The sequence below is a fragment of the Microbacterium sp. F01 genome, from assembly GCF_056156365.1.
This window is the reverse complement of the sequence record NZ_CM149592.1, coordinates 1687973-1709054: the sequence shown is the minus strand read 5'-3', so window position 1 is coordinate 1709054 and position 21082 is coordinate 1687973. Positions and strand designations below refer to the sequence as shown.

Genomic DNA, 21082 nt, shown 5'->3' with positions numbered 1-21082 from the left:
AGGCGGGCCCGGGCGCTAATCCAAGCGCACCGGACCCGCCGGAAAAGTATCGGATCGTTAGCGATCAGTGGAAGCTGTCGCCGCACGCGCACGAGCCGGCCGCGTTGGGGTTGTCGATCGTGAAGCCCTGCTCCGAGATGGTGTCCTTGAAGTCGATCGTGGCGCCGTCGAGATACGGCACGCTCATGTCGTCGACGATCACCTCGACGCCGTCGAAGTCGACAGTCTTGTCGCCGTCGAGGTAGCGCTCGTCGAAGTAGAGCTGGTAGATCAGGCCGCTGCACCCGCCGGGCTGCACGGCCACGCGCAGGCGCAGGTCGTCGCGTCCCTCCTGCTCGAGCAGGTTCTTGACCTTGCCGGCGGCGGCGTCGGTCAGCAGCACACCGTGGTCGCGGGCGGTCTGCTCGGTCGTCAGTGCGGTGTCGGTCATGGCACTCCTCCGGAAGGGCCGCCCCGGATCGATCATCCACTCAGGCGGCGGGATGCGTCGATTCTACGCGTGCCCGCTGGCAGAAGGCTCCGGGACCGGCGCATTCGCACCGATCCCGGAGTCACAGGTCACGCCTGCGACGTGCGCGCGTCGAGCTTCTCGAGGAGCAGTGCCTCGGAGAGCACCGCGTTGCGGAATGTCTCGAGGTGCAGCGACTCGTTCGGGCTGTGGGCCTTCGCATGCGGGTCCTCGACGCCGGTCACCAGGATCTGCGCGCCCGGGAACTCCCGCACGAGGTCGGCGATGAACGGGATCGACCCACCCACGCCGATGTCGACGGACTCGACGCCGTAGCCCTCGTGCAGCGCCTCCCGCGCCGCCTCGACGGCCCAGCCCGACGTGTCGACGAGGAAGGCGTCGCCGTAGTCCTGGTCGGTGAAGGTCAGCTGCGCCCCGAACGGCGCGTGCTCGCGCAGATGCGCCTCGATGGCCGCGTACGCTTCGCGAGCCGGCTGCCCCGGCGCGATGCGCGCACTGATGACGACCGAGATCTCGGGGCTCAGCGTGTTCGAGGCGTTCACGACGCTCGGGGCGTCGATGCCCGTCACCGTGATCGACGGCTTGTTCCAGATGCGGCTGAGGATCGTGCCGCGGCCGATCGGCGAGACGCCCGCCGGCAGCCCGGCCTCGTCGCGCAGCGTCTCCTCGCTGTACGCCGGGGTTTCGGCATCCCGTTCCGTCAGCCCGGCCACCGCCACGGCGCCGTCGTCGTCCCACAGCGTCGACAGCAGCTTGACGGTCGCCATCATGGCGTCGGGCACCGCTCCCCCGAACATGCCGGAGTGCGAGGCGTGCTCGAGCGTCCGCACGCGGAGCGTGAAGCGCGTGTTGCCGCGCAGCGACACCGTCAGGGCGGGGGTCTTGTCGTCCCAGTTGCCCGAGTCGGCGACGACGATCACGTCGGCGCGCAGCGCGTCGGCGTTGTCGGAGAGGAACTGCGCGAACGACCGCGAGCCCGCCTCCTCCTCCCCCTCGAAGAACAGCGCGACACCGAGGTCGAAGTCGTCGCCGATGCCCTCCTTCAGCGCGCGCAGCGCCGCCAGGTGGGCCATGACGCCGGCCTTGTCGTCGGCGGCGCCCCGCCCGTACAGCCGGCCGCCGCGGACGGTGGGCTCGAACGGCGACGACTCCCAGAGCGACTCGTCGCCGACCGGCTGCACGTCGTGGTGCGCGTAGAGCAGGATCGTCGGGCGGCCGTTGCGCGCGGCGCGTGTCGCGAGCACCGCCGGGTTGCCCTGCTCCCCCGTCTCCGGGATCACCGCGGCGCGGATCTGAACCGTCTCGAACAGACCGGTCTCGCGCACGAGCTCGGCGACGGCGTCGGCGCTGCGCTGCACCTGTGCGAGGTCGAACCCGGGGAACGCGACGGACGGGATGCGCACCAGATTGCCGAGATCGGCGAGGGCGGAGGGGATGCCGGAAGCCGCGGCTTCGCGCACAGCATCCTGTCGGGAGAGGTCAGAGGTCATGCGGGTAATCTTAAGTGCACCCCTTCTTCCGCACTTCGAGGATCACCCGTGGCCAAGAACACCGACCCCGTGCCGAACGACGCCCCTTCCGAGGGCACCGTCCTGAATGGCACCCCCGCCGGCAAGGGCCGCGCCACGCCCTCGCGGGCCGAACAGGAGGCCGCCCGCAAGCGCCCCCTCGTGCCTGACACGAAGGAGGCGAAGGCGCGCGCCAAGGCGGATCTCGCCGCACAGCGTGAGAAGGCCCGCGTCGGCATGGCCAACGGCGACCAGCGCTACCTTCCGGCCCGCGACCAGGGTCCGCAGCGCAAGTTCGTGCGCGATTGGGTAGACGCCGGCTGGCACCTCGGCGAGGCGGTCATGCCCGCGATGGTGCTCGTCATCCTCGCGACGTTCCTGCCGATCGCGGCGCTCCAGTACTACGCGTTCGTCGGCCTCTGGATCTTCATCTTCTTCGTCATCGGCGACATGGTCCTCACGTCGATCACCGTCAAGCGCGCCGTCAAGAAGAAGTTCGGCGAGGGCAAGGTCGAGAAGGGCCTCGGCTGGTACGCCGCCATGCGCACCGTGCAGATGCGCTTCCTCCGTCTTCCGAAGCCGCAGGTCAAGCGCGGCCAGAAGCCCGCCTGAGCCGGCCTCAGGCCCGCTTCGCCAGACCGCGGTTGATCTGCCGCGCCCACAGCGGGCCGCGGTATAGGAAGGCCGTGTAGCCCTGCACGAGCGTGGCTCCGGCATCCAACCGCTCCTTGACGTCGGCGGCCGTCTCGACGCCGCCGACGGAGATCACCGCGAACTCGGCGGGCACCGTCGCGCGCAGCAGCCGCAGCACCTCGAGAGCGCGCGCCTTCAGCGGCGCGCCCGACAGCCCGCCGTCGCCGGCGGCGGCGATCGTCGCAGGGTCGGTGACGAGTCCTTCGCGCGAGATCGTGGTGTTGGTTGCGATGATGCCGGCGAGGCCGGCGTCGACCGCGAGCTGCGCGATCGCCACGATCTCGTCGTCGGGGAGGTCCGGGGCGATCTTCACCAGCAGCGGCGTCGCGCCTGCGGCGTCGCGCACCGCGTCGAGCAGCGGGCGCAGGGTCTCGACCGCCTGCAGTCCCCGCAGCCCCGGCGTGTTCGGCGACGAGACGTTCACCACGAGGTAATCGGCGAGCGGCGCGAGCAGCGTCGCGCTGCGGACGTAGTCGGCGGTCGCGTCCGCGACATCGACCACCCGGCTCTTGCCGATGTTGACGCCAAGCACCGTGCGGCGCGAGCGCTTGCGAAGCGCGCGCAGGCGCGAGGCCGCGGCCTCGGCGCCGTGGTTGTTGAATCCCATGCGGTTCACGACGGCGCGGTCCGGGATCAGACGGAACAGTCGCGGCCGGGGGTTGCCGTCCTGCGGGATCGCGGTGACGGTTCCGACCTCGACGTGACCGAAGCCGAGGGCGTGGAGCCCCGATGCCCCCTTCACGTCCTTGTCGAATCCGGCCGCAACGCCGAACGGCGACTCGAATGACAGGCCCAGCGCGGTGGTCGCGAGCTCCGGTGCAGGACGGGTGAGCGCACGCGCTGCCCACGAGAACGGCGGGACCCCCAGCATCCGTATCACGACCATCGCGGAATGGTGGGCGGACTCGGGGTCCATGCGCGACAGGACGGTGCGGAAGAGGAGGGGATACATCCCTCCTAGGCTATCCGGTCACTCCGAGGCGGCTGCCGCGGTCTCGTCACGCGCGGGCGTGCGACCGTGGTCGGCTCGCAGCTGATCGATTGCGGCTTCGAAGTCCTCGAGCGAGTCGAACGCCTGGTAGACGCTCGCGAAACGGAGGTAGGCGACCTCGTCGAGGTCGCGCAGCGGGCCGAGGATCGCGAGGCCGATCTCGTTCGCGTCGAGCTGCGACGCGCCGGTCTGGCGGATGCTCTCCTCCACGGTCTGCGCGAGCACCGCGAGGTCGGCATCGGTCACCGGCCGCCCCTGGCACGCCTTGCGCACGCCCGACATGACTTTCTCGCGGCTGAACGGCTCGATCACGCCGGAGCGCTTGATGACGTTGAGGCTCGCCGTCTCGATCGTCGTGAAGCGGCCGCCGCACTGGGGGCACTGACGACGGCGACGGATGCTGAGACCGTCGTCGCTCGTGCGCGAGTCGATGACGCGCGAATCGGCGTGGCGGCAGAACGGGCAGTGCATGGCAGGGACAGCCTACGCCGGGAATCCGGACTCAGACCTCGAAGCGGGCCGTGATGGCCTCGCCGTGGGCGGGGAGCGCTTCGGCCTCGGCCAGCGTCACGATGGCGTCGTGGACGGCGGCGAGGGCGTCGTGGTCGTACTGGATGACCTGCTGCGGCCGCAGGAACGTCGCCGCCGAGAGACCGGACGAATAGCGGGCCTGTCCCCCGGTCGGCAGCACGTGGTTGCTGCCGGCGAGGTAATCGCCGAGGCTCACGGGCGAGTCGGCGCCCACGAACACGGCGCCCGCGTGCACGAACTCCTCCGGGCGCGGGTCGGCGAGGTGAAGCTCGAGGTGCTCGGGAGCGTAGGCGTTGCTGAACGCGGTCGCCGCGGCGAGGTCGTCGACCAGCACGATCGCGGACTGGGGCCCGGCAAGAGCGGCGGTGACGCGCTCGGCGTGTCGCGTCGCGGCGGCGCGCGGCGCGAGGGACTCCTGCACGTCGGTCGCGAGCCGCTCCGACGTCGTGACGAGCACGGCGGACGCCTGCTCGTCGTGCTCGGCCTGGCTGATGAGGTCGACGGCCACGAGGCGCGCGTCGGCGCTGTCGTCGGCGACCACGAGGATCTCCGTCGCGCCGGCTTCGGCATCCGTCCCGACGAGACCCGCCACGGCGCGCTTGGCGGCCGCGACGAAGTTGTTGCCGGGACCGGTGACGACGTCGACGGGTTCGAGGCCGAGCGACGCGACGCCGTGGGCGAGGGCGCCGATCGCTCCCGCGCCGCCCATCGCGTACACCTCGGTCACGCCGAGGAGCTTCGCAGCGCCGAGGATCACGGGGTGCACGCGGCCGCCGAACTCGCGCTGCGGCGGGGAGGCCAAGGCGATCTCGGAGACTCCCGCGACCTGCGCCGGCACGACGTTCATCACGACGCTCGAAGGGTAGACGGCCTTGCCGCCGGGGACGTAAAGGCCGACGCGGCGCACCGGCTGCCAACGCTGCGTCACCCGGGCGCCGGGACCGAGCTCGGTCACCGTCGGCGCGGGCACCTGCGCGGCGGATGCCTCGCGCACGCGCGCGATCGCCTGCTCGAGCGCAGCGCGCACGGCGGGGTCGAGCGCCTCGAGCGCCTCGTCGAGATGTGAGGCGGGGACACGGATGTCGTGTCCTGCCACGCCGTCGAACCTCTCCGCCTGCTCGCTGAGGGCGGCCTCGCCGCGCGCGGCGACGTCGTCCACGATGTGCGCGGCGGTGGCCAGGGCCTCTTCGCGTGCCGCCTCGGCACGGGGAACGGTCGCGAGGAGTTCCGCGGGCGTGAGCACACGCCCGCGCAGGTCGATCGTGCGGAGCATCCTTCTACGGTACCGCGAGGCTGATCGGGGTCAGCCGCGCGTGACGCCCGAGACGTCGTGCAGGTAGCCGATGCGGCCGTCCTCATGGCGCACCACGAACACCTCGCCGCGGTCCTCGATCACGAGGGCCCAGGCGCCCGGGCCGATGCGGAACACCGGGATGCCGATCTCGTCGACGATGTCGCGCTCCTCCGGCACGAGCGCCCAGAAGGCCTGGTGCTGCGGTGCGGTGGCGGCCGCGGGTTCGACGGTCGACGTCGGGTTCTCGACATGCTCGAAGGACTCGCGGGCCTGAGCGGGCTCATTCGCGGCGACCGGTGCCGGTTCCTCTGCCGGAGCCGGCTGCTCCTCGAGCGGGATCACGGTGGTGGCGAAGTCCTCGTTCGCCGGGGCTTCGGGCGACGCCGCAGCCTCGGCGCCGGCGTCTGCCGCGTACGGCGTGTACTCGGGCTCCGGCTCGGACTCAGGCTCAGGACGCACCGGGGCGGGACGGGGCGAAACGCGCAGCACGGGGCGGGCGCTGCGGTGCGCCGGAACCTCGGGGCGTCCACGGAAGTCCTGGGCGAACGGCGCGATGAACGGCGCGCCGACCGTGAGCACGACGCCGGCGAGCATGAGGAAGAACTCCACCCACACGACCCACGAGGCGAGGAAGCCCTGGCCGACGGAGAGGCGGACGAACGAGTTCCACAGGATCGACAGCCACAGCACGGTGGCGACCGAGAAGGCGACAGACGCGAACTGGTCGATGCCGAGCGACCCGACGCGGCGGATGCCCTGCGGCGACAGGCGGCGCAGCGCGATCAGGAACACCGCGACAGTGGGCACGCCGATCGTGAGGACCCAGTCGATGCCGCTGGTCCAGACCGACGGGGCGGATTCGAACGGGCCGTAGATCGGGAAGAACGACACGACGAACGCGACGATCCAGGTGCCCGCGAGGGCGACCTCGCGGATGGAGAACGGCCCGACACCGTACTGTGGCGGCTCTTCCGTGGCGACCGCCTCGTCGATGCTGGCGTCCTGCTTCTCGTCCGTCACGATGCTTCCTTCCGGCGAGCTCCCGAGGCTCGCGTCGACCCGATATTACCGACGGCGTATGAGACGCCGATGAGACGGCGCGACGCACGGCGACCCGCGCCTGCGCCCGCGCACGCCGCTTTCATCCCAGGCACTGCGGCCCGAGAAGACCTTTGAGCTCGCCGTACAGATCCGGAGTGATCCGCACGGTGTGCGGCACCTCGAACACCTTGGCCACCGTGCCGCTGTGAAGCTTGAGCGACACCTCGGTGTCGCCGGCGTGGCGGTTCAGCGTCTGCAGGAGCTCGCCGACGAGCGCCTCGCTCGCGCGGCGCTCAGGAATGATCAGCACCAGCGAGCTGGACTCGTCCATACTGCCCAGATCGGGCGAGAACGCCGACTGCGCGTGCAGGTTCATGCCGTCGTCGCGCCGTGAGACCCTGCCCCGCACCACGAGGATCGAGTCGGCCTGCAGCATGTGCTGGAACTCGGTGTACGTCTTGCCCATGAACATGACCGTGATCTCGCCGTCGAAGTCCTCGACGGTGATCATGCCGTAGGGATTGCCGCTCTGCTTGGCCACGCGGTGTTGGACGCTCGTGACGAGTCCGGCGATCGTCACCTGGTCGCCGTCGCCGATGTCCTCCGACGCCAGCAGGTCGTGGATGCTGGTCGACGCGTGCTTCGCGAGCGGGATCTCGAGGCCCGCCAGCGGGTGATCCGACACGTAGAGGCCCAGCATCTCGCGCTCGAACGCGAGCTTGTCCTTCTTGGTCCACTCGGGTCGCTCGGGTACTTTGGCCGCCTGTTGAGGCTCATCGTCTCCCCACAGCGAGTCGAAGTCGAAGCCGACCTCGCCGTTGGCCTCGCGACGCTTGTCGAGCACCGCGGCCTCGGTCGCGTCCTCATGGATCTCCATCAGCGCGCGACGCGTCGAGCCCATCGTGTCGAACGCGCCGGCCTTGATGAGCGACTCAACCGTCCGCTTGTTCGCGACGTGGACAGGCACTTTCGAGAGGAAGTCGTGGAAGCTCGTGTAGGTCGCGTCGGCGCGGGCGGCGACGATGCCGTCGACCACGTTGCCGCCGACGTTGCGCACGGCGCCGAGGCCGAAGCGGATGTCTTCACCGACGGCGGCGAAGTAGCGGATCGACTGCCCGACGTCCGGCGGGAGCACCTTGATGCCCATGCGGCGGCACTCGTTGAGGTACACCGCCATCTTGTCTTTCGAGTCGCCGACGCTGGTCAGGAGCGCAGCCATGTACTCGGCGGGATAGTGGGCCTTGAGGTAGGCCGTCCAGTACGACACGAGTCCGTACGCCGCGGAGTGGGCCTTGTTGAACGCGTAGTCGGAGAAGGGCAGGAGGATGTCCCACAGGGCCTGGATCGCGGCGTCGCCGAAGCCGCGCTCCTTCATACCGCCCGAGAAGCCCTCGTACTGCTTGTCGAGCTCGGATTTCTTCTTCTTTCCCATCGCGCGGCGAAGGATGTCTGCTTGGCCGAGCGAGAACCCGGCGACCTTCTGCGCGATGGCCATGACCTGCTCCTGATAGATGATCAGGCCGTAACTGATGTCGAGGATGTCTTTCAACGGCTCCTCGAGCTCCGGATGGATCGGTGTCACCGGCTGCAGGCCGTTCTTGCGCAGCGCGTAGTTGGTGTGCGAATTCGCACCCATGGGGCCGGGGCGATACAGCGCTATGACAGCCGACACGTCTTCGAAGTTGTCGGGCTTCATGAGCCGCAGAAGGGATCGCATCGGTCCGCCGTCGAGCTGGAACACGCCGAGCGTGTCGCCGCGGGTCAGCAGGTCGTACGCGGGGCGGTCGTCGAGCGCGAGGTGCTCGAGGTCGAGCTCCTCGCCGCGGTTCAGGCGGATGTTGTCGAGCGCGTCCGAGATGATCGTGAGGTTGCGCAGGCCCAGGAAATCCATCTTGATGAGGCCGAGGGTCTCGCACGACGGGTAGTCGAACTGCGTGACGATCTGGCCGTCCTGCTCGCGGCGCATGATCGGGATGATGTCGAGCAGCGGCTCGGACGACATGATCACGCCGGCGGCGTGCACGCCCCACTGCCGCTTGAGGCCCTCGAGCCCGAGCGCGCGGTCGAACACCGTCTTCGCCTCGGGATCGGTCTCGATCAGGGTGCGGAACTCGACAGCCTCCTTGTAACGCGGATGCTGCGGGTCGAACATGCCGTCGAGCGGCATGTCCTTGCCCATCACAGCCGGGGGCATCGCCTTGGTCAGCCGCTCCCCCATGCTGAACGGGAACCCGAGCACGCGGCCGGCGTCCTTCAGGGCCTGCTTCGACTTGATCGTGCCGTACGTGACGATCTGCGCGACGCGCTCGGAGCCGTACTTCTCGGTGACGTAGTCGATCACCTCGCCGCGGCGACGGTCGTCGAAGTCGACGTCGAAGTCGGGCATCGAGACGCGGTCGGGGTTCAGGAAGCGCTCGAAGATGAGTCCGTGCTCGAGCGGGTCGAGGTCGGTGATCTTCATCGCATAAGCGACCATCGAGCCGGCACCCGAGCCGCGGCCGGGACCCACCCGGATCCCGTTGTCCTTCGCCCAGTTGATGAAGTCGGCGACGACGAGGAAGTACCCCGGGAAGCCCATCTGCAGGATGATGCCGGTCTCGTACTCGGCCTGCTTGCGCACCTTGTCGGGGATGCCGCCTGGGTAGCGGTAGTGGAGGCCCCGCTCGACCTCCTTGATGAGCCAGCTGTCTTCCGTCTCGCCGTCGGGCACGGGGAAGCGCGGCATGTAGTTCGCGGCGGTGTTGAACTCGACCTTGCAGCGCTCGGCGATCAGCAGCGTGTTGTCGCACGCCTCGGGGTGGTCGCGGAACAGCTGGCGCATCTCCTGCGCGGTCTTGATGTAGTACCCGTCGCCGTCGAACTTGAACCGGTTCGGGTCGTCGAGCGTCGACCCCGACTGCACGCACAGCAGCGCCGCGTGTGCGTCGGCCTCGTGCTGATGGGTGTAGTGGGAGTCGTTGGTGGCCACCAGCGGAATGCTGAGATCCTTCGCGAGCCGCAGCAGATCGGTCATGATCCGCCGCTCGATCGAGAGGCCGTGGTCCATGATCTCGGCGAAATAGTTCTCTTTGCCGTAGATGTCCTGGAATTCAGCGGCCGCCGCGCGCGCCGCGTCGTACTGGCCGAGACGCAGGCGCGTCTGCACCTCGCCCGACGGACAGCCGGTCGTCGCGATGAGTCCCTTGCCGTAGGTCTGCAGAAGCTCGCGGTCCATGCGCGGCTTGAAGTAGTAGCCCTCCATGCTCGACAGCGAGCTCAGCCGGAACAGGTTGTGCATGCCCTCGGTGGTCTCGCTCCACAGCGTGGTGTGCGTATACGCACCGGAGCCCGAGACGTCGTCGCTCTTCTGCTCGGGCGTGCCCCACGCCACGCGCGACTTGTCGCTGCGGTGGGTGCCGGGCGTCACATACGCCTCGAGTCCGATGATCGGGTTGATGCCGGCGGCCTGTGCCGCTCGGTAGAACTCGAACGCCGCGAACGTGTTGCCGTGGTCGGTGACCGCGATGGCCGGCATGCCGTATTCGGCCGCCGCCTGCGTCATCGCGCCGATCTTGGCCGCCCCGTCGAGCATCGAGTACTCGCTGTGCACGTGCAGATGGACGAAGGAATCGGATGCCACGCATCGAGTCTACGAAGCGGCTCGGACATGACGATGGCCGGAGCGGCGGGTCCCCGATCCGGCGTGACGGAATCGCCTCACCCTCGACTCGAAGGTGAAGGTCCCGGTCTCAGAACTCCTCATCGAGGGCGTACTGGCGCTGCCACGACTCGGGGCGGGCGATCCCGAGGCCGTACAGGTAGCGGATCAGCTGGCCGTGGTGCTGAGTCTCATGTTCGAGCAGGGCGAGTGCATAGGTGAAGGATGCCTCGTCCCCGGCGCGGGAGAAGCGACGGCGCAGGAGCTCGTTCACGCGTCCACGCTAGAGGTCGAGTCGCATGAGCACGCGGGGAAAACCCGACAACACCGACTCGGTGTCGGCCGCCTTGACGAACCCCGCCTGCTCGAAGAGGCGGCGCGTGCCGACGTACGCCATGGTCAGATCGACCTTCTCGCCGCCGTTGTCGACGGGGTAGCCCTCGAGCACCGGGGCGCCCTGGTCGCGCGCGAACTCGACGGCGCCGTCGATGAGCGCGTGCATGACGCCCTTCTTGCGATGACCCGGCCGCACCCGGAAGCACCACACCGACCAGGCATCCTGATCGTCGACGTGCGGGATCTTGCGGAACGTCGCGAAGTGCGTGCGCTCCCGCGGCGCCACCGCGGCCCACCCCACCACGTCGTCGCCGTCGTACGCGAGGACGCCGATCGGCCCCTCCTCGTCGATGAGCCGCCGCACTCGCTCACCCCGCTCGGGACCTTTGAGGGCGACATTCTCCTTCGAAGGGATGCGGTAGCTCAGGCAGAAGCAGACGTTGGACGCCGGATTCTTCGGACCCACCATGGTCGCGACGTCGTCGTACACATCGGCTGGTCTCACCTCGATCGTCATGCCCCACACTCTGCCCGCAGCATCCGACATCGTCCAGACGGTGGCGATCGCGCGAAGGCGCGCCGCATAGGGTGTGAGCATGCCCACCCCGGACTTCATCCTCGAGCTGCGTGAGATGGTCGGCACCCACCCGCTGCCGCTGGTCGGCGTGACGGCGGTCGTCGTCCACGACGGCCGTGTGCTGCTCGGCCGCCGCAGCGACAACGGTCACCTCACGCCCATCACCGGCATCGTCGACCCCGGCGAGGAGCCCGCCGACGCCGCGGTGCGCGAGACCCTCGAAGAGGCGGGCGTCGTGTGCCGCGTCGACCGCCTCGCGTGGGTGCACCAGATCCCGCGGGTCACGTACGAGAACGGCGACCAGAGCGACTATCTCGACCTCACGTTCCGCTGCAGCTGGGTGTCGGGCGAGCCTTATCCGGTGGACGGCGAGATGACCGAGGTCGGCTGGTTCGGCCTCGCGGACCTTCCCGACGAGGTCGGTCCCGAGATGCACCGCCGGATCACGTCGGCCCTGCACGACGAGCCCGCGCGCTTCGAAGGCGGCCGCTGACACAGAATCGGAGAGTTTCTCCGACAGGCCGGGCGGCAGCATCCGTTCCCCGCGTGTCGCACCGAATCTCCGATTCTGAGGTCGACAGGCTCAGGGATCAGTCGCCGCGCAGCACGCCGAGCGCGTGGGCCAGGTCGGCCGGATAGTCCGACGTGAACGTGACCCACTCCCCCGTCGCGGGGTGCGCGAACGAGAGCTCGTGCGCGTGCAGCCACTGGCGCGTGAGGCCCAGGCGTGCCGACATCGTCGGGTCGGCGCCGTACAGCGGATCGCCGACGCACGGGTGCCGATGCGCGGCCATGTGCACGCGGATCTGATGGGTGCGCCCCGTCTCGAGGTGGATCTCGAGCAGCGACGCACCGGGGAACGCCTCGAGCGTCTCGTAGTGCGTGACCGAGTCCTTGCCTTCAGGGGTCACCGCGAACTTCCACGAGTGGGACGGATGCCGCCCGATCGGCGCGTCGATGGTACCGGCGAGGGGGTCGGGATGCCCCTGCACGACGGCGTGGTAGATCTTCTCGACCTCGCGCTCCTTGAAGGCGCGCTTGAGCGCGACGTACGCGCTCTCGGTCTTGGCGACGACCATGAGGCCGCTCGTGCCGACGTCGAGCCGATGGACCACACCCTGGCGCTCGGCGGCGCCGGTCGTCGCGATGCGGTAGCCGCCGGCGGCGAGGGCGCCGAGCACGGTCGGCCCCTCCCATCCGAGAGAGGGGTGCGCCGCGACACCCGAGGGCTTGTCGACCACCACGATGTCGTCGTCGTCGTAGACGATTCCGAGATCGGGAACCTCCACGGGCACGACCCGGGGCTCCTCCTTGGGCGCCCACGACACGTCGAGCCACGCGCCGCCGCGCAGCTTGTCGGACTTCGCGAGCGTGCGCCCGTCCATGCTCACGCCGCCGGCCTCGGCGACCTCGGCCGCGAACGTGCGGGAGAAGCCGAGCATCTTGGCCAGGGCTGCGTCGACGCGGGCGCCGTCGAGGCCGTCGGGGACGGGAAGGCTGCGCGAGTCCACGTCAGAGCTGGGCGCCGGACTCGGGCCGCTTCGGATCGTGGCCGGCCTCGTGCTCGGCCTCGTACTCCTCTGCCTCGCGCTCGGCCTCTTCCTCGACCTTGCGCTGCTCGGCCTCGCTGAGCGGCGGCAGCCCGCGTTCGGCGGCCGGGATGCCGGCATCCGGGTCGGCGACGGGGAATTCGTCGCCGAAGCCCTCCACGGTGCCGCCCGAGGCGAACTGGTCGCCCTCGGCGCCGAGGAGCGTCTCGCCGGGCTCGTTCTCGTTCTCGTCCTTGCGGCCGTGGTCGCGCGTACCGTCCATGTGAACCCCCACGAGTACCAAGAGTGCGATCGCGATCATGTCGCACACGATGAAGATGTCGGCGACGTTGTAGATCGCCGGGGACATGCCGGGGAAGAACCACATCCACGGCGTGTTGATGAAGTCGACGACGTGCCCGACGCCGAAGCCGGGGTCGCGGAACAGTCGGTCGGTGAGGTTGCCCAGGACGCCGCCGAGGAGGAGTCCGAGGGCGACCGCCCACAGGCGCGAGCGCACCCGCGTCGCGGCGAGCCACGCGATGACGACGGCGACGGCGGCCAGCGCGATCGTGAAGATCCACGTGACCTCTTCGCCGAGCGAGAAGGCGGCACCGGGGTTGCGGGTCAGGTAGAAGCTCAGGAAGTCACCGAGGACCTCGACCGGCTCCTGGTACGGCAGGTTCTCGAGTGCGAGATACTTCGCCAACTGGTCGGCGGCCAGCACCAGCACCGCGAGAACCGCGATGATGGTGCCGGCCGCCGCCTGACGAAGGGGAAGTCGGCGCGACAAGGCCTAGAGGCCCAGCGCGGAGACCGGCTGTGCGCCGGACGCCGTCGCCGTGGTCTCGAGGTCCCGCAGCTTGCCCTCGATGTAGCTGCGCAGCTGAGCGCGGTAGTCGCGCTCGAAGTTGCGGAGCTCGGAGATGCGGCCCTCGAGCGTCGTGCGCTCGCGCTCGAGCTTCGAGAGCTCCTCGCGACCGCGGGTCTCGGCCTCGGACACGATCGACGCGGCCTGCGACTTGGCGTCGGAGATGAGCTGGTCGCGCTGCGCGATGCCCTCCGCGACGTGCTCGTCGTGCAGGCGCTGGGCCAGCTCGATGATCCCGGCGCTCGCGGCGGGGCCGGCACCGCTGACCGGAGCAGCCTCGACGACCGGCGCCGGAGCGGCAGCCGGGGCAGGCGCGGCAGCACCCGACTCGTACGCCGCCAGCTTGGCCTTCAGCTCCTCGTTCTCGGTGAGAGCCTTGCGCCACTCCACGACGATCTCGTCGAGGAAGTCGTCGACCTCATCCGGGTCGAAACCCTCCTTGAAGCGGACGTGCTGGAACTGCTTGGTGACGACGTCATCGGGGGACAATGCCATGGTGATTCCTCTTTCGAGCGTCTGGTCGCTGGCCGATGTCGGGGCGGCCGCCGGCTGGCGGCCGTTCGTATCAGCAAAGCATAGTCATCGGTTCTGAGAGTGTCGAAGCCGGCGACCGGGTCGGAATGAGTCGGTTCAGCCGGCGATGGTGCGCGTGATGCTGAGCAGGATGAAGCACAGGAGCATCGTCAGCGCGAACCCGAAGTCGATCGCGATGGCACCCACGCGCAACGGCGGGATGAAGCGGCGGAAGAGCCGGATCGGCGGGTCGGTGACGGTGTAGATGATCTCCGCGGCGACGAGGCCGGCGCCACGCGGGCGCCACTCGCGGTTGAAGAACGGGATCCAGTCGAGGACCAGCCGCGAGAGCAACACGAAGACATAGAGGAGCAGCGCGAGATTGAGGATCGCTGCGATGAGTTGGACGACTGCCACGTAGCCAGATTACGGCTGCGCGAACGGAACCGACTCCGGATCCGCCTGCGCGACCGCTCCGTCGCCCGACACGGCGACGTTCTCGGGCGAGAGCAGGAACACCTTGCTGGTGACCCGCTCGATGCGTCCGTAGAGCCCGAGCGACAAGCCGCTCGCGAAGTCGATGAGGCGCCGCGCGTCGGCGTCGCTCATCTGCGAGAGGTTGATGATGACGGGGATGCCGTCACGGAAGTTCTCCGCGATGATCTGGGCATCGCGGTACTGCTTCGGGTGCACCGTGAGGATCTCGTTGATCGCCGCGGGCGCCGGCTGACGGACGACCGCGGGACGGTGGATCGGCGTCACCGGCGCTGCCGGCTTGTCGACCACCTTCTCGGAGGTGCGAGCACGCGGCTGAGGGGCCGGCTCTTCGTAGACCTCTTCCTCGTCGGCGAGTCCGAGGTACACCATGGTCTTCTTGAGCGGGTTCGACATCTGATCCTCCGTAGTGCTCATCTGTTCCGAGGCTAACCGCGTTCTGGTCTGGGTCCGGTGATTGCCGAACCGATGCGTAGGTGTGTCGCGCCGGCCGCGATGGCTTCAGCGAAGTCCGCAGTCATGCCCGCGGAGATCCAGCCGGCGTCGGGGACGACCGAGCGCACGACACCCGAGAGACCGTTGAGGCGCTCGAATGCGGGCGCGGGCGACTCATCCAGCGGTGCGACCGCCATCACGCCACGTACGCGCAGCGAAGGCAGCGCTGCCGCATGGGCGGCGAGGGTTTCGAGGTCGTCCGGAGCGACGCCGCCGCGACCCGGGTCATCGGTGAGGTTCACCTGCAGCAGCACGTCGAGGACGGCGTCGCCCGGCTCGGCGGCGGCATCGAGCGCATCCGCGAGTCGGGCGCGGTCGAGGGAGTGGACGACGGATGCTGCGGCCCGGATCGCTCGAGCCTTGTTGGTCTGCGCCTGCCCGATGAAGTGCCAGCGCAGACCTTCGAGGTCTCCGACCTCGGCGGCTTTGCGGGTGAACTCCTGCTGCCGGTTCTCCCCCACGTCACGCACGCCGAGCTCGTACAGCTCCTCCACGAGCGACGCGGGGTGGAACTTCGTCACGACGATGCGGGTGAGCTCGGACGGATCGCGGCGCGCCGCGTGCGCAGCATCCGCAATCCGTTCATCGATCGCCGCGAGACGCTCGGCGAGGCCACCCACTTACTTGAGGAAGTCGGGGATGTCGAGGTCGTCGTCGCCGAAGGCGGTGTCGTACGACGACTCGGTGACCGCGCCGACCGTCACCGGAACGGCAGCGGGCGTCTCGACGACGTCGCGGTCCTTCGCGGCTTCGTCGGCGGGCGTCACCGGCAGCGCGGGAGTCGAGACGACGCGGGCTGCCGTGATCGGCTCGATGCGGGCCTGCGGCTCGCCGCCGTCGAAGCCCGCCGCGATGACGGTGACGCGCACCTCGTCGCCGAGCGTGTCGTCGATGACCGTTCCGAAGATGATGTTCGCCTCGGGGTGCGCGGCCTCCTTGACGAGCTGCGCCGCGTCGTTGATCTCGAAGATACCGAGGTTCGAGCCGCCCTGGATCGACAGCAGCACGCCGTGCGCGCCCTCGATCGAGGCCTCGAGCAGAGGCGATTCGACGGCGAGCTCGGCGGCCTTGATGGCGCGATCCGCTCCCCGCGCCGAGCCGATGCCCATGAGGGCAGACCCCGCTCCCTGCATGACCGACTTGACGTCGGCGAAGTCGAGATTGATGAGACCGGGCGTCGTGATGAGGTCGGTGATGCCCTGCACACCGGCCAGGAGCACCTGGTCGGCCGTGGCGAACGCCTCGATCATCGAGATGCCGCGGTCGCTGATCTCGAGCAGGCGGTCGTTCGGCACCACGATGAGGGTGTCGACCTCTTCCTTCAGGCGTGCGACGCCCGACTCGGCCTGCTGCTGGCGACGACGACCCTCGAAGGAGAAGGGCTTCGTCACGACACCGATCGTGAGTGCTCCTATCGACTTCGCGATCTTCGCGACGACCGGAGCACCGCCGGTGCCGGTTCCGCCGCCCTCGCCCGCGGTGACGAAGACCATGTCGGCGCCGCGCAGCGCCTCCTCGATCTCCTCCGCGTGGTCCTCGGCGGCACGGCGACCGACCTCGGGGTCGGCGCCCGCGCCGAGCCCGCGGGTCAGCTCGCGCCCCACGTCGAGCTTGACGTCGGCGTCGCTCATGAGCAGCGCCTGGGCATCGGTGTTGATGGCGATGAACTCGACGCCCCGCAGGCCGAGCTCGATCATGCGGTTGACCGCGTTCACTCCGCCGCCGCCGACGCCGACCACCTTGATGACGGCGAGGTAGTTCTGGTTCTGGCTCATGCCGGCCTCCGTAGCCCTGGACCTGTCTAAACCTTCAACCTCTAGTAGAGGTATAAAGAATTGCCCGGTATGCAATTCCTTGTCACGAAAGTAGGCCGATGCCGCGCGCGCGCTCGGAGCGAGTCGGCGTGTCGCGTCATCTGGTACTCGAAGTCGCGTCGGAGGCGTCGCGGGTCAGCGGACGACGACAGTGTCCGGTGAAGAGACGTCGTACGAGAAGACGTCTGCGGGCGGCCGCGCGGCCATGATCTTCTGCAGCGCCAATGCCTTGTCGGCCGACTCCTCGGCGCTCCCCCACACCACTTGGGTGTTCGTGCCGCCCAGCTCGAGCGTCACGTCGTCGGGAGTGGAAGCCGTGACACCCGTCACCTGCGCGCGGATCTCGTCCGGCAGCGATCTCATGACCTGGCCGGCCGCGGCGAACGCGTCGGAGTCCACGCCGCCGGTGATCGTGAGCAGCGGCGTGCCGGGGCTCGGCGTCGCCGTGGTCGACAACGCGACCCCCGCGGCGTCGACGAGCGTGTACCCGGCGCGGGTCTCGATGAGGCCGATCGGCGTGCGCTCGACGATACGCACCACGAGCTCGTGCGGCGGCCGCGCCTCGAGGGCGTAGGTCTCGATGAGCGGGAACGCGACGAGCGCCGCCTTGACCGCGCTCTCGTCGACGAGCGGCAGCGGCTTGCCGAGCTGCCCCGACAGGGCGGCGGTGACGTCGGCCTCGGCGAGCTGCTCCGCGCCGACCACGGTGATCTCCTCCACGCCGAAGAGCGGACTGTACGCGGCGCCGAGCGTTCCGAGGGCGAGCAGGAGAACGGATGCTGCCGCCCCGAGCCACACCGCACGCCGGCGTCGCTGGCGCACCGTGAAGCGGCGGATCTCGGCACGCAGCGCTTTGCGCCGGGCGCGGGCGGCCTTCCAGACGTCGCGGAAACCCACGTCCGCAGCATCCGCTCCCTCGTCCGGGGTCGCGTCGACCGTCGGCTTCGCGTCGGGCAGCGGCGTCGGCGACGCCAGCGGGATGACGGGCGCTGTGGGGTTCTCGTCGGGCGTCGGCTCGTCGCGCTCGCGCTCCGCCGCGCGCGGCGCGGGTGCCTCGACGGGACGCGACGCGCGCGCCGGCGCGGCCTTCTCCGCCGTGCCGCGCGAGGCGACCGGCGACTGCGGCAACGGCGACGGGCGGCGCATGCGACCCCTACGCTCCGGCGTGCTCGCGGCCGAGGGCCTCGAGGACCTGCGGGATGATGAGGTACACGTTGCCGCAGCCGAGGGTGATGACATAGTCGCCGTCGCGGGCGACCGAGGCCGTGTAGTCGGCGGCCTCCTGCCAGTCGGGCACGTAGTGCACGTGCGACGCGTCGGCGAACGCGCCGCTGACGAGCGCGCCCGTCACTCCGGGCACGGGGTCTTCGCGGGCCCCGTAGACGTCGAGCATGACCGTGTGATCGGCGTACTGCTCGAGCACCTCGGCGAACTCGCGGTACATCTCCTGCGTGCGCGAGTAGGTGTGCGGCTGCTGGATGGCGATGAGGCGTCCGTCGCCGACGACCGAGCGCGCGGCCGCGAGCGCGGCCGCGACCTCCGTCGGGTGGTGGGCGTAGTCGTCGAACACGCTGACACCGCGCTCCACGCCGTGCAGCTCGAAGCGGCGCACCGTGCCGGCGAAGCCCTCGACTGCGCGAACAGCCGGCTCGAGGTCGTGGCCGAGCGTGAGGAGCACCGCGACCGCGCCGGCGGCGTTGATCGCGTTGTGCGCGCCGGGCACCGGCAGCTGCGCGTCGACCGTGACGCCGTCGTACGTGAGGCGGAACGAGACGGGGCCGTCGGTCACGATGTCGGTGACCCGCACCGTGGCGCCGTCGGCCTCGCCGAAGGTGACGACGTTCGGGTGGGTCAGGTGCGCGGTCACGAGCTGCGCGCCCGCGTCGTCGGACGAGATGACGACGGCTTCGCGCGCGTCGTTCGCGAACCGCGCGAACGCGGCGTAGAACGCGTCACGCGTGCCCCAGTGGTCGAGGTGGTCGGGATCGACGTTGGTGATGAGCGCGATCGACGTGTCGTAGAGGAGGAAGGTGCCGTCCGATTCGTCGGCCTCGATGACGAAGAGGTCGTCGTCGCCACTGCCGCTCGAGACGCCGAGCTGCGCGATCACGCCGCCGTTGACGAAGGTCGGCCGCACGCCCAGGTCGCGCAGCGCGGTGACGATCATGCCCGTCGACGTGGTCTTGCCGTGCGCGCCGGCCACGGAGACGAGCCGGCGGCCGCCGATCAGCCAGTACAGCGCCTGGGACCGGTGGATGACGTGGAGGCCGCGCTCCTTGGCGAGCACGAACTCGGGATTCTCGGGCCAGATCGCGCCGGTGTGCACGACCGTGTCGACGTCGTCGGCGAGGTTCGCGGCGTCGTGACCGACGTAGACTGTCGCGCCGAGCTCGGCGAGCTCGCGCAGCGCCTTGCTGTCGGCGCGGTCGGAACCCGAGACGCGGATCCCGCGCTCCAGGTACATGCGGGCGAGCCCCGACATGCCGGATCCGCCGATTCCGATGAAGTGGGCGGCGGTGATGTCGTCGGGAATGGGAAGACTGAGATCGGGTCTGATCATGACCGGTCAAGTCTAAGTTGGGCGACGGATGCTGCGCCCCCGGCGCGCTGGGCCGCTCCGGCGCCGCACCCGCCCTTTGTGTTGACACATTGGTACAGAGAGCGGCACAATGGAGTGCACGCCGCGGGTCATCGTCGGGAGGAGCACCCGCATGATCGTGATCGACCCGCCGTCCCCTGTCCCGCCGTTCGAGCAGCTGCGCACGGGGCTCGTCGACGCGGTCGCGTCCGGCGAGCTCGCCCCGGGCGCGCGCCTTCCGACGGTGCGCCGCCTCGCCGAAGACCTGGGTGTCGCACCCGGCACGGTGGCCCGCGCGTACCGCGAGCTCGAGGCATCCGGAATCATCGAGACCCGCGGCCGCAACGGCACATTCGTCGCGTTCGATGCCGACCCCGCACGGCAGCAGCTGCAGCGCGCCGCCGCGGCGTTCGCGGCGCAGGTGCGCGACCTCCACCTCGACGCGGAAGAGGCGCTCGCCGTCGTCACCGCCGCGCTGCGTGCCCCGGGTGCGCCTGCGGAAGCCTGATCACAGCCGACCAACGCAGCCGCCATCGCCCGTTTCGTCGCACGCACCCCCGGCCTCCGATCCCCAGCGCCGTCGTCCGCGAGTGTCGGCGAGAATCCGATCGTCTCAGGCGCGCAGCGCGTCGTCGATCATCGCGACCACGTTCTCGGTTCCGGTGCGGGTGCCGACGGATGCTGCGGCCGCCGCCATCGCCGCGCGACGGGTTTCATCGGCCAGGAGCGGCACGACCTCCGAGCGCACGCGGTCCCCTGTGAACTCAGCATCCGGGATCAGGATCGCCGCGCCTGCGCGAACGGCCGACGAGGCGTTCAGCGCCTGCTCGCCGTTGCCCACGGCGTACGGCACGTACGCGGTGGGGATTCCGAGAGCGCTGATCTCGCTCACCGTCGCGGCGCCCGAGCGCGACACGATGAAGTCGGCGAGGGCGAACGCGAGGTCCATGCGGTCGACGTAGCGGCGGACGACGTAGCCGGGTGCACCGGGGTCGGCGAGCTCTGAGCGCTCGCCCGTGACGTGCAGCAGCTGCCAACCGGCGTCGAGCACGGCGCGCCAGCCCTCGCCGTGCCCCTCGCCGAACGCGGCGTTGAGGCGCTGCGCGCCGAGCGAGCCGCCGAACACCAGCAGCACGGGGTTCGCCGGATCGAGCCCGAAGTACGCCGCCGCCTCCTCGCGAAGCGCATCGCGGTCGAGCGTGACGATCTCGCGGCGCAGCGGCATCCCGACGACCTTCGAGCGCTTGAGCGGCGTCCCCTCGAACGCGACGCCCACACCAGCCGCGCGACGGGCGCCGAGCACATTCGCGAGACCGGGGCGGGCATTCGCCTCGTGCACGACGAACGGCACGTTCTCGCGCCGCGCCGCCATGTACGCGGGGGCAGACGCGTAGCCGCCGAACCCGATCACGACGTCGACGTCGCGCTGCGCGATGTGCGCCCGCACTTGCGAGACCGCGCGCGGGAAGCGGGCCGGGAACGCGGCCGCAGCCTTGTTCGGGCGGCGCGGGAACGGCACCTTGTCGACGAACAGCAACTCGTAGCCGCGCTCGGGAACGAGCCGGGCCTCGAGACCCTCACGGGTGCCGAGCACGAGCACCTCGGCCTCGGGGTCGCGCGCGCGGAGCGCGTCGGCGACAGCCAGGAGCGGGTTGACGTGGCCGGCGGTGCCGCCGCCGGCGAGAAGGTACGTCGTCACTCCCCGAGCCT

22 protein-coding genes are annotated in these 21082 nt (G+C 69.8%); 3 read left to right on the top strand and 19 right to left on the bottom strand.

Annotated elements, in window-relative coordinates:
• Positions 1 to 64: 64 nt before the first annotated feature.
• The gene (gene erpA / locus ACVN90_RS07620) at positions 65 to 430 is read right to left on the bottom strand and encodes an iron-sulfur cluster insertion protein ErpA (RefSeq protein ID WP_141893508.1); all 366 of its coding nucleotides are present in this window, start codon (positions 428 to 430) and stop codon (positions 65 to 67) included.
• A gap of 128 nt (positions 431 to 558) precedes the next feature.
• Positions 559 to 1959: a M20/M25/M40 family metallo-hydrolase gene (locus ACVN90_RS07615; protein WP_475101528.1), complete on the bottom strand. Its 1401-nt coding sequence runs from the start codon at positions 1957 to 1959 to the stop codon at positions 559 to 561.
• 48 nt (positions 1960 to 2007) lie between these two features.
• Between ACVN90_RS07615 and ACVN90_RS07610 the strand changes: the two genes are divergently transcribed.
• Positions 2008 to 2589 carry a DUF3043 domain-containing protein gene (locus tag ACVN90_RS07610; protein WP_116193673.1) on the top strand — a complete coding sequence of 194 codons (582 nt, stop codon included), beginning with the start codon at positions 2008 to 2010 and terminating at the stop codon, positions 2587 to 2589.
• A 7-nt stretch (positions 2590 to 2596) separates the two neighbouring features.
• Here the strand turns inward: ACVN90_RS07610 and ACVN90_RS07605 are convergent, their stop codons facing one another.
• The 7 genes from ACVN90_RS07605 to ACVN90_RS07575 form a co-directional block, all read right to left on the bottom strand.
• A complete protein-coding gene (locus tag ACVN90_RS07605; protein ID WP_475101527.1) occupies positions 2597 to 3622 on the bottom strand; it encodes a quinone-dependent dihydroorotate dehydrogenase in 1026 nt (341 codons plus the stop codon).
• Positions 3623 to 3640: 18 nt separating this feature from the next.
• The gene (nrdR, locus tag ACVN90_RS07600; RefSeq protein WP_475101526.1) at positions 3641 to 4132 is read right to left on the bottom strand and encodes a transcriptional regulator NrdR; all 492 of its coding nucleotides are present in this window, start codon (positions 4130 to 4132) and stop codon (positions 3641 to 3643) included.
• A 31-nt stretch (positions 4133 to 4163) separates the two neighbouring features.
• Positions 4164 to 5465 carry a histidinol dehydrogenase gene (gene hisD / locus ACVN90_RS07595; protein WP_475101525.1) on the bottom strand — a complete coding sequence of 434 codons (1302 nt, stop codon included), beginning with the start codon at positions 5463 to 5465 and terminating at the stop codon, positions 4164 to 4166.
• A gap of 30 nt (positions 5466 to 5495) precedes the next feature.
• Positions 5496 to 6506, bottom strand: a complete 1011-nt coding sequence (locus tag ACVN90_RS07590) for a hypothetical protein (protein ID WP_475101524.1) — start codon at positions 6504 to 6506, stop codon at positions 5496 to 5498.
• Positions 6507 to 6627: 121 nt separating this feature from the next.
• Entirely contained in the window at positions 6628 to 10098 is a 3471-nt protein-coding gene (gene dnaE, locus ACVN90_RS07585) for a DNA polymerase III subunit alpha (protein WP_475102084.1), read from the bottom strand.
• A gap of 157 nt (positions 10099 to 10255) precedes the next feature.
• Entirely contained in the window at positions 10256 to 10438 is a 183-nt protein-coding gene (locus ACVN90_RS07580; RefSeq protein WP_475101523.1) for a hypothetical protein, read from the bottom strand.
• 9 nt (positions 10439 to 10447) lie between these two features.
• Entirely contained in the window at positions 10448 to 11017 is a 570-nt protein-coding gene (locus tag ACVN90_RS07575) for a GNAT family N-acetyltransferase (protein WP_475102083.1), read from the bottom strand.
• 79 nt (positions 11018 to 11096) lie between these two features.
• On the opposite strand from ACVN90_RS07575, the gene ACVN90_RS07570 reads away from it, so the two are divergent.
• Positions 11097 to 11570: an NUDIX hydrolase gene (locus ACVN90_RS07570; protein ID WP_475101522.1), complete on the top strand. Its 474-nt coding sequence runs from the start codon at positions 11097 to 11099 to the stop codon at positions 11568 to 11570.
• A 97-nt stretch (positions 11571 to 11667) separates the two neighbouring features.
• Here ACVN90_RS07570 and ACVN90_RS07565 read toward each other — a convergent pair whose 3' ends face one another.
• From ACVN90_RS07565 to murC, 9 genes are all read right to left on the bottom strand, one after another.
• On the bottom strand, positions 11668 to 12588 hold the full coding sequence (locus tag ACVN90_RS07565) for an RluA family pseudouridine synthase (protein ID WP_475101521.1): 921 nt from the start codon (positions 12586 to 12588) through the stop codon (positions 11668 to 11670).
• Between the two features lies 1 nt (position 12589).
• A complete protein-coding gene (gene lspA, locus ACVN90_RS07560; protein ID WP_475101520.1) occupies positions 12590 to 13399 on the bottom strand; it encodes a signal peptidase II in 810 nt (269 codons plus the stop codon).
• 3 nt (positions 13400 to 13402) lie between these two features.
• Positions 13403 to 13972 (bottom strand): DivIVA domain-containing protein, encoded by a 570-nt coding sequence (locus tag ACVN90_RS07555; protein ID WP_475101519.1) that lies wholly within the window; start codon positions 13970 to 13972, stop codon positions 13403 to 13405.
• A 135-nt stretch (positions 13973 to 14107) separates the two neighbouring features.
• Positions 14108 to 14407 carry a YggT family protein gene (locus tag ACVN90_RS07550; RefSeq protein WP_056367105.1) on the bottom strand — a complete coding sequence of 100 codons (300 nt, stop codon included), beginning with the start codon at positions 14405 to 14407 and terminating at the stop codon, positions 14108 to 14110.
• Between the two features lie 9 nt (positions 14408 to 14416).
• A complete protein-coding gene (locus tag ACVN90_RS07545) occupies positions 14417 to 14881 on the bottom strand; it encodes a cell division protein SepF (protein ID WP_220289416.1) in 465 nt (154 codons plus the stop codon).
• Between the two features lie 32 nt (positions 14882 to 14913).
• Complete coding sequence (locus ACVN90_RS07540) at positions 14914 to 15600, bottom strand: YggS family pyridoxal phosphate-dependent enzyme (protein WP_475101518.1); 687 nt, start codon at positions 15598 to 15600, stop codon at positions 14914 to 14916.
• Positions 15601 to 16755 (bottom strand): cell division protein FtsZ, encoded by a 1155-nt coding sequence (gene ftsZ, locus ACVN90_RS07535; RefSeq protein ID WP_475101517.1) that lies wholly within the window; start codon positions 16753 to 16755, stop codon positions 15601 to 15603.
• 174 nt (positions 16756 to 16929) lie between these two features.
• Positions 16930 to 17940, bottom strand: coding sequence for an FtsQ-type POTRA domain-containing protein (locus ACVN90_RS07530; protein WP_475101516.1), 1011 nt, complete (start codon positions 17938 to 17940; stop codon positions 16930 to 16932).
• A gap of 7 nt (positions 17941 to 17947) precedes the next feature.
• On the bottom strand, positions 17948 to 19354 hold the full coding sequence (gene murC, locus ACVN90_RS07525; protein ID WP_475101515.1) for a UDP-N-acetylmuramate--L-alanine ligase: 1407 nt from the start codon (positions 19352 to 19354) through the stop codon (positions 17948 to 17950).
• Positions 19355 to 19505: 151 nt separating this feature from the next.
• Between murC and ACVN90_RS07520 the strand changes: the two genes are divergently transcribed.
• Positions 19506 to 19880: a GntR family transcriptional regulator gene (locus ACVN90_RS07520; RefSeq protein ID WP_475101514.1), complete on the top strand. Its 375-nt coding sequence runs from the start codon at positions 19506 to 19508 to the stop codon at positions 19878 to 19880.
• A gap of 105 nt (positions 19881 to 19985) precedes the next feature.
• Here the strand turns inward: ACVN90_RS07520 and ACVN90_RS07515 are convergent, their stop codons facing one another.
• Positions 19986 to 21071: a UDP-N-acetylglucosamine--N-acetylmuramyl-(pentapeptide) pyrophosphoryl-undecaprenol N-acetylglucosamine transferase gene (locus ACVN90_RS07515; RefSeq protein WP_475101513.1), complete on the bottom strand. Its 1086-nt coding sequence runs from the start codon at positions 21069 to 21071 to the stop codon at positions 19986 to 19988.
• Between the last annotated feature and the right edge of the window lie 11 nt (positions 21072 to 21082).